General features: G+C 41.9%; 15 protein-coding genes and 1 pseudogene. 8 read left to right on the top strand and 8 right to left on the bottom strand.

Annotation, left to right across the window (positions count from 1 at the left end; translation table 11 throughout):
* Positions 1-172 precede the first annotated feature (172 nt).
* The 5 genes and pseudogenes from R1Y93_RS12890 to R1Y93_RS12870 all read left to right on the top strand — a co-directional run bounded on the left by R1Y93_RS12890 (position 173) and on the right by R1Y93_RS12870 (position 3503).
* Positions 173-1120: an Ldh family oxidoreductase gene (locus R1Y93_RS12890; protein ID WP_500823129.1), complete on the top strand. Its 948-nt coding sequence runs from the start codon at positions 173-175 to the stop codon at positions 1118-1120.
* 21 nt (positions 1121-1141) lie between these two features.
* A pseudogene (locus R1Y93_RS12885) lies at positions 1142-1599 on the top strand (RraA family protein); the annotation flags it as partial.
* Positions 1600-1650: 51 nt separating this feature from the next.
* Positions 1651-1791, top strand: coding sequence for a hypothetical protein (locus R1Y93_RS12880; protein ID WP_500823130.1), 141 nt, complete (start codon positions 1651-1653; stop codon positions 1789-1791).
* A 47-nt stretch (positions 1792-1838) separates the two neighbouring features.
* The gene (locus tag R1Y93_RS12875; protein WP_500823128.1) at positions 1839-2867 is read left to right on the top strand and encodes a PfkB family carbohydrate kinase; all 1029 of its coding nucleotides are present in this window, start codon (positions 1839-1841) and stop codon (positions 2865-2867) included.
* Between the two features lie 36 nt (positions 2868-2903).
* Positions 2904-3503 carry a cysteine hydrolase family protein gene (locus tag R1Y93_RS12870; RefSeq protein WP_500823125.1) on the top strand — a complete coding sequence of 200 codons (600 nt, stop codon included), beginning with the start codon at positions 2904-2906 and terminating at the stop codon, positions 3501-3503.
* A 56-nt stretch (positions 3504-3559) separates the two neighbouring features.
* On the opposite strand, the gene R1Y93_RS12865 is transcribed toward R1Y93_RS12870, so the two are convergent.
* From R1Y93_RS12865 to R1Y93_RS12830, 8 genes are all read right to left on the bottom strand, one after another.
* On the bottom strand, positions 3560-4312 hold the full coding sequence (locus R1Y93_RS12865; RefSeq protein ID WP_500823124.1) for a C-terminal binding protein: 753 nt from the start codon (positions 4310-4312) through the stop codon (positions 3560-3562).
* Between the two features lie 8 nt (positions 4313-4320).
* Entirely contained in the window at positions 4321-4533 is a 213-nt protein-coding gene (locus R1Y93_RS12860) for a hypothetical protein (RefSeq protein ID WP_500823123.1), read from the bottom strand.
* On the bottom strand, positions 4533-5135 hold the full coding sequence (locus R1Y93_RS12855; protein WP_500823122.1) for a 2-dehydro-3-deoxygalactonokinase: 603 nt from the start codon (positions 5133-5135) through the stop codon (positions 4533-4535). The genes R1Y93_RS12860 and R1Y93_RS12855 overlap by 1 nt, the downstream gene beginning before the upstream one ends.
* On the bottom strand, positions 5132-5572 hold the full coding sequence (locus R1Y93_RS12850) for a 2-dehydro-3-deoxygalactonokinase (RefSeq protein WP_500823121.1): 441 nt from the start codon (positions 5570-5572) through the stop codon (positions 5132-5134). The genes R1Y93_RS12855 and R1Y93_RS12850 overlap by 4 nt, the downstream gene beginning before the upstream one ends.
* A 157-nt stretch (positions 5573-5729) precedes the next feature.
* The gene (locus R1Y93_RS12845; protein ID WP_500823120.1) at positions 5730-6062 is read right to left on the bottom strand and encodes a dihydrodipicolinate synthase family protein; all 333 of its coding nucleotides are present in this window, start codon (positions 6060-6062) and stop codon (positions 5730-5732) included.
* Positions 6049-6462 carry a dihydrodipicolinate synthase family protein gene (locus tag R1Y93_RS12840; RefSeq protein WP_500823119.1) on the bottom strand — a complete coding sequence of 138 codons (414 nt, stop codon included), beginning with the start codon at positions 6460-6462 and terminating at the stop codon, positions 6049-6051. The genes R1Y93_RS12845 and R1Y93_RS12840 overlap by 14 nt, the downstream gene beginning before the upstream one ends.
* A 39-nt stretch (positions 6463-6501) precedes the next feature.
* Complete coding sequence (locus R1Y93_RS12835) at positions 6502-6849, bottom strand: cyclase family protein (RefSeq protein ID WP_500823127.1); 348 nt, start codon at positions 6847-6849, stop codon at positions 6502-6504.
* 1 nt (position 6850) lies between these two features.
* Positions 6851-7192: a cyclase family protein gene (locus R1Y93_RS12830; protein ID WP_500823126.1), complete on the bottom strand. Its 342-nt coding sequence runs from the start codon at positions 7190-7192 to the stop codon at positions 6851-6853.
* 283 nt (positions 7193-7475) lie between these two features.
* On the opposite strand from R1Y93_RS12830, the gene R1Y93_RS12825 reads away from it, so the two are divergent.
* The 3 genes from R1Y93_RS12825 to R1Y93_RS12815 form a co-directional block, all read left to right on the top strand.
* Positions 7476-8426 (top strand): methyltransferase family protein, encoded by a 951-nt coding sequence (locus R1Y93_RS12825; RefSeq protein WP_500823118.1) that lies wholly within the window; start codon positions 7476-7478, stop codon positions 8424-8426.
* A gap of 375 nt (positions 8427-8801) precedes the next feature.
* A complete protein-coding gene (locus tag R1Y93_RS12820; RefSeq protein WP_500823117.1) occupies positions 8802-9155 on the top strand; it encodes a serine hydrolase in 354 nt (117 codons plus the stop codon).
* 110 nt (positions 9156-9265) lie between these two features.
* Positions 9266-9665, top strand: a 400-nt coding sequence (locus tag R1Y93_RS12815) for a DEAD/DEAH box helicase family protein (protein WP_500823116.1), incomplete at its 3' end; no start/stop codon positions are given.

The following is a 9665-nucleotide window of genomic DNA, read 5'->3' as shown; positions in this document are numbered from 1 at the left end:
GTATTTATCAGGTCTGTACATTACAGGAGGTATTCTCATGTCTTATACAAACTTACCAATTGAAAAAGCGCGCACTTACTGCGAAACCATATTTCAGAAACATGGCTTTACTCCTGAAGAAAGCCTGTGGAATTACAGATGTAGTCCTTACTGCTGATCTGTATGGAATCGAATCCCACGGGATCCAGCGGTATCATCTCGTTATCACAATTCTATTGTAAAAGGTCTGGTAGATCCTAAAGCAAAGCCAGTAACTGTTTTTGAAACTCCTGTTTCTGCAGTGATTGACGGAAACCATACAATGGGGCAGGTAACCGCCAGAACCTCCATGGAACTGGCAATCAGTAAAGCGAAAGAGCATGGCTTTGGATCGGTCACTGTAAGAAACTGCAACCACTACGGAATTGCAGGCTATTATCCAAAGCTGGCAGCAAATGAAGATCTTCTCGGATTTTCAGCTACTAACACAGAAGCAATTGCTATTCCTACTTTCGGTAAGCAGCCTATGCTCGGTACAAGCCCTCTGGCACTTTGCATGCCTGCAGATCCATATGATTTCTGGTTCGATGTTGCAACAACAGTTGTTCCCAGAGGTAAAATCGAGATTTACAACAAACGGGGTGAACCATTAAAAGAGGGCTGGGCTGCAGATGAATATGGTCACAGCTGCCAGGATGGACAACATGTTCTTGACAATATCAAAGCCAAAAACTATGGCGGAATCTTCCCAATCGGTGGTTTTTCCACGGATACAGGTTCCCATAAAGGCTATGGCCTTGGCATTATTGCAGAACTTTTTACAGGCATCTTCTCTGGCGGCCATACTTCTCCTCACGTAGAAAATGGTGGAATGGGTGATACATCTTTTCATTTTATGGCTATTGACTACGGTATTTTCGGGGACAAAAAAGAAATCAAAGACAGAATGTCCACTCTGCTTCGTGAATTACGGGAAAGTCCTAAAGCAGAAGGCCATGACCGTATTTATACACACGGTGAAAAAGAAATGGAATCTTTGAAAGAAAAAACCATCTCCGGTATTCCGGTAAATGAAAAAACAGTCAGCGAGTTAAAAATGATCGGTGAATACGTAGGTTTATCCTATGATGACTTTTTCTAAAACAACAGGAGGAATGAAAAAATGAAACATGATATTCATAAATTAAAAGACGTTCTTTATGCTGGAATCTTATGCGATGTACTTGACCAAATGGGGTACAGAAATCAGGCCCTCAGCAATGCGATCACGGGATTAAATGATGAAACTGTAATCTTCGGCCCTGCTTTTACAAGTATTGGAACAGAAGTATATTCCATGCCAGAAGATCCCCTTACTGCTCAGTGCAAAGTAGTTGATCAGCTTGGTGAAGATGAGATTTACGTACTGGTTACAAGAGGAAATTACTGCTGTGCAGTTTTTGGGGAACTGTTTGCAACAGCTGTAAAAGGCCGTAAAGGCGCAGGCGTTCTTCTGGATGGGTATGCCAGAGATATGAAAGCCCTGAAAGAAATGAACTTCCCGTATTCTTCCGTGGAAAAAATCCAAAGACCTCCAAAGGCCGCTGCGAAATCAATGAGTGCCAGATCCCTGTTACCTTAGACGGTGTTACCATTAACCCAGGTGACTATATTTTCGGAGATATTGACGGTGTGGTTGTCATTCCAAAGGATGTGGTTGACGAAGTGATCGACCGTGCACTGGAAAGCATTGAAAAAGAAAATGAAGTACGCAGCCGTCTTACCAATGGTTCTTCTCTCCAGCAGGCTTATGCAGAAATCGGTGCCATCTGATACGCATATTGATCATCCATAATGACTTTACATGAATTGAGGTGTTTATTTTGAAATATATAACTTTTGGTGAAATCATGCTCCGCCTGAAAACCCCGGGCTGTGAGCGTCTCTTCCAGTCCAATGTGCTGGAAGCTACTTTTGGAGGCGGAGAAGCCAACGTAGCTGTTTCTCTTGCCAACTTTGGGGAAGACGTAGACTTTATAACCGTTCTTCCCAAGAATCCCCTGGGAGATGCCTGTATCCGTGAACTTCGTGGACTGAATGTAGGCGTTAAAAAGATCCAGCGCGGTGAAGGCCGTATGGGTGCTTATTTCCTGGAAGCCGGTGCAAACCAGCTTCCAAGCAAGGTGATCTATGACCGTGAATACTCTGCCATTGCCCTTGCCAAGCCTTCTGATATTAATTTCAAAGAAGTTTTCAAGGATGCAGACTGGTTCCATATTACAGGAATCACCCCTGCCATCTCTGAGACAGCCATGGAGCTTTCCATTGAAAGCGTAAAAGCCGCAAAAGCAATGGGCCTTACAGTTTCCTGTGACCTGAATTATCGTAAAAATCTCTGGAAATATGGAGTACAGGCCCAGGAAGTGATGAGGGAAATTGCAAAATACGTAGATGTTGCCATTGCCAATGAAGAGGATGTACAGAAATCTCTTGGGATTACCTGTGATGTAGATGTGGAAAGCGGAAAGCTTGACCACAGCAAATACGAAGCACTTTCCAACAAAGTGCTTGAAATGTACCCGAATATGAAAATGATCGCTATCACTCTTCGTGAAAGCTTCAGCGCAGATACCAATGGATGGGCAGCCTGCCTGAACGACCGGAACAGCTTCCTCTTGTCCCGCCGCTATCAGATCAATGATATTGTAGACCGTGTTGGCGGCGGTGACTCTTTCTCAGCCGGACTGATCTATGGCCTGAACAATTACCATTCCCATCAGGAAGCACTGGAATTTGCAGTTGCAGCCAGCTGTCTGAAGCATTCTATCCTTGGTGATTTTAACCGGATCAGCGCAGAGGATGCCCAGAAGCTGATGAATGGCGACGGAAGCGGCCGTGTACAGCGATAATCCTTATAATTATTTCACATCAGAAAGGACTATTTTATGAATACAAAAAAAGCAGCTTTGATCATTATGCATTGTCAGAATGACATTGTACATCCGGACGGACTTTACCGTCATGCTGGCGTATATGCCCAGGTTGAAAAGAACCACACCCTGGATACGATCGCATCCCTGGCACAGGCGTGCCGGGATGCAGGAATACAGGTTATTTATATTAATAACGAATTTAAAGAGGGTTATCCTGAACTTGGCCCAAATAATCTTCCTATCTGTACCAGTTCCAGAGATACTCACTCCTTCCTGACCGGAACCTGGGGTGTAGAAAATCCGGATGTAGTAAAACCAACGGATCAGGATCTTGTTATCATTAATGTGAATACAAGCGCTTTCTCCTATACCAATCTTGATCAGATCCTTCGTGCAAAAGACATCCGTAATCTGTACCTGGCAGGCTTTGCTACCAACTTTGTAGTAGATAGCACTGCCAGATACGGTTCAGAACTTGGATATAATATTTTTGTTCTGGAAGATTGCTGCGAATCCTTCACAGAGGAAATGCATGAGTTTGAGATTAAGAACATCCTTCCAAAGTTCGGTACCATTACTTCCTCCAAAGAAATGCTGGAAGAGATGAAATAGAATCACACGCACATAAAAAGAACTGCTGCGTCTGCAACAGTTCTTTTTATGTGCTGTTATATATAGTAAATCGGCTTTCCTTCCGTCAGGGCACTGACCACATTTTCTCCTACCTTTCTCTGAAGTTCCCTTACTGCCGCCACAGAATTCCAGGCAATATGAGGTGTTAATGCGATTTTCTCATGGTGAAGAAGTGGTGATGTAAGGAAATCCTCTGTATCCGCCACATCAAGACCGCAATACCCTAAATATCCTTCATCCAGGATTTTCAGCAATGCCTTCTCATCGATCAGACCTCCTCTTGCTGTATTTACAAGCACTGCACAAGGTTTCATCCTTCTCAATTCCCCCTCCCCGATCATATGTCTTGTGGACGGATTTAACGGAATATGTAAGGATATGGCATCTGACATCTCTAAGACTTCTTTAAGTCCGGTAAATCGTATATATGGATATTTTTCCTGTTGTCCAAAAAATGGATCATATACCAGAATTTCCCTAAAAAATGGTCTCATTTTATCTGCAACATTTCTGGCAATATTACCAAACCCTAAAAGTCCCAGCACAGAATCCTTGATTCTGGGAAGTGTACCCATATCTGACATCTGGAAGCTTCCCCTCAGAAGAAAGTCTCTTGCCTTTGTGATCCCCCGCATCCCATTCAAAATGTGAGCAATGGCTGTATCTGCCACTTCATCAATACAGTAATCCGGCACATTAGATACATAAATTCCTTTTTCTTTTGCTGCCTCCAGGTCAATGTTATCCACTCCAATAGCATAACGTGCAATCACCTTACAGTGATCCATTGCCTGTATCACCTCTTTTGTGATTTTTGAGAACTGTACCACCAGTGCATCACAATCTTTTCAACAAAGGGTATGATTTCTTCCGGTTCAAACAGTCCCCCTTTTCTGACTTTTGTCAGATCCAGGATCTCCACATTTTCTCCCAGCTTTGCATAAGCTTTTCTTTCTTCTTCCTGATTTTCGTAATAATAATCTGTTATCACGATTTTATAACTGTCCATTAAATGACTCCTGCCCTTTCCATAATTTTCAATATTCCCTGAATACTTAAGGAATCTACCTGTGCCTCATCTGCGATGGTTGTGATTCTGGCCTTTTCAAAAATCTGTTTCAGAACAAATCCATACAGCCTGCATCTTTCCTCCTGACCGATCAGCACAAACTCCGTTGGTGCTTCATTGCTGATACTTTCCAGCTGTCCCAGTGCTTTCATATCTTCTGCAGCAAGCAATGCCTGAAAAAACAAATCTCTTTCATACCATTTTGTATCCAACAATACCTCCAGAAACCTGGGATACATTAACGTGCGCAGTATTCCCACCTTCTGGTTCCAGTACACTGCCTGTCGGATCACATTTTCATCAAAATAATCTTTTGGACACTCTTCTTTACTGTCCCGTTTTTCCACAGATTTTCCCACAAAGGTTTTTGCCAGAATCGCTTCATAAGCCTGTCCACTGATCGTAGTCAGGCTTCCCCTTATCTGTCCGTCTTTATCTATGGGAATAAACTTTGTATGGGAAGACAGAACTACAGCCATTGCAGGGCGCTTCCCAGGATACTCCGCCATCAGTCCCACCATCTGGGTTTCCTCGCCCCTCATAAAATCTGCAGAACCAACCAATACAAACGGATCTTCATTGGCAATTCTTTTTCATAGGATTTTTGATTCTCCCTCACAAAATACACCGGTATATCCAGCTGTGTCAGCTTCAATTCTTTTATGGGAGCCACATTTTGAGCCAGCTTATCCACATCACAAGGAGCTTCCAGATGCTCCAGTTCACACAATCCGATTTCAGAGGTGATCATTCCTGATGAAAAAATCCCCTGAATATCCTTTTCTGTTAATCCTGCGTCCAGGACAGCCTGCCTGATGATTTCTTTTACACCGGACAGCAGCACATCCCTGCTGCCGGTGACTGCTGTATCGCGAACTCCCACCTTTTTCCTTGCTTTTCCAAATACCTTACCTGTCTGATCGATCACGTATGCTCTTGAATTGGTAGTTCCACAATCTACAGAAATGTAATACGCCATTACAATACCTCCAATTTTGCAAGAGATTCTCGAATCGCATCTTTTTCCACCTTGGAAGCAGGAATAAATGGAGCTCTTGGGTATGCCGAAACAATGCCTCTGATATCTGCAATTGCATAAATAGCAAGCTGTGTAGATCTGGCCAGATCACATCACATCACGCAGCTTGTTGATCAGAAACTGAAGCTTGAAGTGCTTCCTGACTCTCACCTTTCATAGAATGGCTCCACATCTGTGTACAAAGTTCTGGGAACACATTACCGATACCTGGAATATATGCCTCACATCCCAGGGCATGTGCAGATACCCAGATTGCCTCTGTTCCAAGTGCAACATCAAACTCTTCATCTAATAGTTCCCGTGCATACACTGCATACTGCATAATATTAAAGGTTGCATCCTTGATTCCTGCAAGCCCCTCTTCCTTTAAAGCTTTCATAACAGAAAGGCTTGTTTCATATCCCTGAAACTGAGGATTATGATAACGCATAAAATGGGATCTGGTCTTTTGTTTCCTTCAGAATATCGCTGTAATATTTTTTCAGGGAATCATCTGCATATTTAAAATAATAAGGACCTACCGCAGATGCTGCATCGCAGCCAATATATGCTGCATGCTTTGTCAATTCAATGGTATCCCTAGTTGTAGTTGTCCCTGTATGTACCACAATCTTTGTATCCGGAAGAGCATATTTTTTCACGATCTCTGCTACTTTTTTCCGCTCTTCCAGAGACATAAGTGGGCCACATCCATAAGAGCCGCAGATAAACAGCCCATTCACTCTTGGGGACAGATATTCTACAAGCTTCTGAAGATTTTTTTCATCCAGGTTTCCCTGCTCGTCAAATGGAGTGATCATTGGAGGAATAACACCTTTTAATTTATTCATGTTTTTTGTCCTTTCTTTTATATGTTTTTTTACAGATGTTCATTTTATACAAGCAACCATTGATACCGGAGATGCTTCCAATCCCTTAAATCGGACAGGAAATGCTGAAATCCATTGAATCTCATCAATACATTTCAATTCTCTGAATTTTTTCACATTTACATCCTCATAGATCAGAAGTGTACGGTATGGTTTTCCTATCCCTGTATCCAGAAATGCATGATGTATCGGAAACCCATCGACTTCCCCTGTTACGGAACTATCAACGCTTAAGAAATCTAAGGCAACTGCTTTAAGCCCTGTGAAATTACATCTTAGATACTCTGCTGCTTCTATAGAAAAGCAAGGAAAATCATCTGTAAATTCTTTTGAAGAGCGTTCCCTCAGTTCACTGTAACCTGTATAAAAGAACAGGATGTCGCAATTTTTGATCTCCTCTTCCCAGGTTCATCAGATCCGACAGCCGTATCTTTTCCCCTTTCCCCTTTGGAAGTTCCAACACAAGAGGTGCAGTATAATAAAAGTCTTCTGCCGGGATCTGGTCAATGGTCATCCCTAAGGGATTAAAATGACGGGGTGCATCCACATGGGTGCCATTGTGCATATGATGGAAAACGGAAGAAGCATTACAGGGTGCTCCCTTTTGTATTTCCTGCTCATACACTACCTTTTCCTCCGGATTAGAAGGCCACTTTGGGCCATTTTCCTCCACCGGATAGCTTAATTCCATAAATCTCAAAAGATTCATCCCTCCTTACATAGGTTTTATTATCTATTTTATCTGTGGTTTTCCTTTCGGTAAACGCAGTCTCTTTTGAATTTCTTTCACTCTGATTTGTTTTTTCTGATAATCAAAACTCTTTTTTCTAAACCTATTTTTCACATATATAAATTACGCAGAATCCTTAAACAATCTTTACTCTTTATTTCCACACAGGGATATAGTATAATTTGGATGTAAAAAGTTGCATTCAAAAGAATGATTACTCATCTAATACAAGAAAGGTATAAATATGAAACAGACACAGATAGTGGCTCTTTTTATCCTTGGGGTATTCTATATCGCCTACTTTACCAAAATGATTTTGCAACACCGAAATGGTATAAAAACAGACCAGCTTGGTAAAGGCAGCAAACCCCGAAAGTTACTTGTGATTGAAATACTGATGAAGATCGCAACCTACTCTGTAGTTGCAGTAGAAATAATCAGTATTATATGGAATTTCCGCATATGGAGATCCTCACCTGTTTGGATAGGGATAGGCATTGCATCTCTTGGTGTTCTCATCTTTATAATTGCTATGGCAACAATGGGGGACAGCTGGAGGGCCGGCATCCCCTCAAAGGATGAAACCCAGCTTGTAACAACAGGCATATACCGTATCAGTAGGAATCCCGCTTTCCTGGCTTTTGATCTGATGTATCTTGGTATGCTTATCGCATTTTTCAATTATCTGCATCTGATTTTTGTGCTTTACGCCGTTATAATGCTCCATTTGCAAATATTACAAGAGGAAAGGTATCTGACCCATTCTTTTGGAGAAAAATACATCCAATACAAAAAAAGCACAGGAAGGTATTTTATTTTTGACAGAACGTACTCCAAGAAAAAGACACTTATTATAATTGTGTCCATCATTCTCTGTGTTTCTTTGGCGGTTGGTGGGTTGGCAATCGATGCAGGCCATCAGCTGAGTAAACTTCCGGATCTTACCTTTAAGGAGGCTCTTGCATATACAACCCAAAATAATCCTGACGCAGTAATATCTGTAGGTGTCATTGAAGACGGAGAAATGTCTTACACGGTATATGGCAAAAATGGCGAGGAATTACCTGCCGATCTGCATACATACGAAATCGGCTCTTTGACAAAGACCTTTACCGCCGCCTTGATCAACCAGGCAATTACCCAGGAAAAGATCAATCTTGACAATACAATAAACAGCTATGTCACCTCTTCCTGAGGGCAACCAATACCCAACAATAGAAAGAACTCTCTGATCATCAAATACTTCAGGACATAAGGGTTATCCTTACTTTGCAAGCCCGATGATATTTAATTTTCTTACAGGTAAAAAACGATTTTTACGGTATTACGAGAGAAATGCTTCTCAATAAAGTAAGTAAACTGAATATGAATAAAGACAGCTACGATTTTAATTATTCCAATTTTGGATACGCCGTTTTAGGGCTTGTTCTTGAATCAGTTTACGATACTAATTATCCCACGTTAGTAAACGATTTCGCCCAAAACAAGCTTGGCCTGAAAAACACAAAGATTTCCCAAAAGTAACGGTGATCTGGCAAACTATTGGGATTGGAAAAACGAGGACGCATATTTGTCTGCGGGAGCTATCACATCTGATATATCTGATATGCTTTTATATGCCAAAATGCAACTTGAAAACAATCCGTATTTTTCCCGGTGTCATAAAAGCCTTGCAGTAGTGAATGCAACTTCCGATTCAAATAAAGCGATGAATATTTGTATTGACGAGGTCGGAATGGCATGGATCATTGATAATGAAAACGAAATAATATGGCATAACGGTGGTACCGGAGATTACAACAGCTATCTCGGCTTCAACCCTGAAACAGGAACAGCAGTTGTGGTATTATCCAACCTTCCTCCCAGCTATCGGATCCCTGCAACCATATTAGGTATAAAGCTTTTGAATGAACTTAATAAGTAACTGTAACATCCCCTATACTTTCAAAAGTATTTCTGCTATAATCGGGAAACAGAGTACAGCGCAGACGGTAACGTCCACCCATAAATAGATTCTGACAAAGAGGTGTTTCCATGGATCATTTCAAATTACATTCCGAATACAAACCTACCGGTGATCAGCCGCAGGCCATTGAGGAACTGGTCAAGGGCTTCAAAGAAGGTAACCAGTTTGAAACCCTGCTGGGTGTTACAGGCTCAGGTAAGACCTTTACCATGGCTAATGTGATCACACAGCTGAATAAGCCTACCCTTGTCCTTGCCCACAATAAAACGCTGGCAGCACAGCTGTACGGCGAGTTTAAAGAGTTCTTCCCTGAGAACGCAGTGGAATACTTTGTCTCCTATTATGACTATTATCAGCCGGAAGCTTATGTTCCCTCCTCTGATACGTATATTGCCAAGGATTCAGCCATCAATGATGAGATCGACAAGCTTCGTCTTTCCGCTACTGCTGCCATGTCCGAAAGGCGTG

It is taken from the genome of Blautia sp. HA3515, assembly GCF_059933065.1.
Note: the sequence above shows the minus strand (reverse complement) of the source record. Positions and strands in the feature narration are given on the sequence as shown.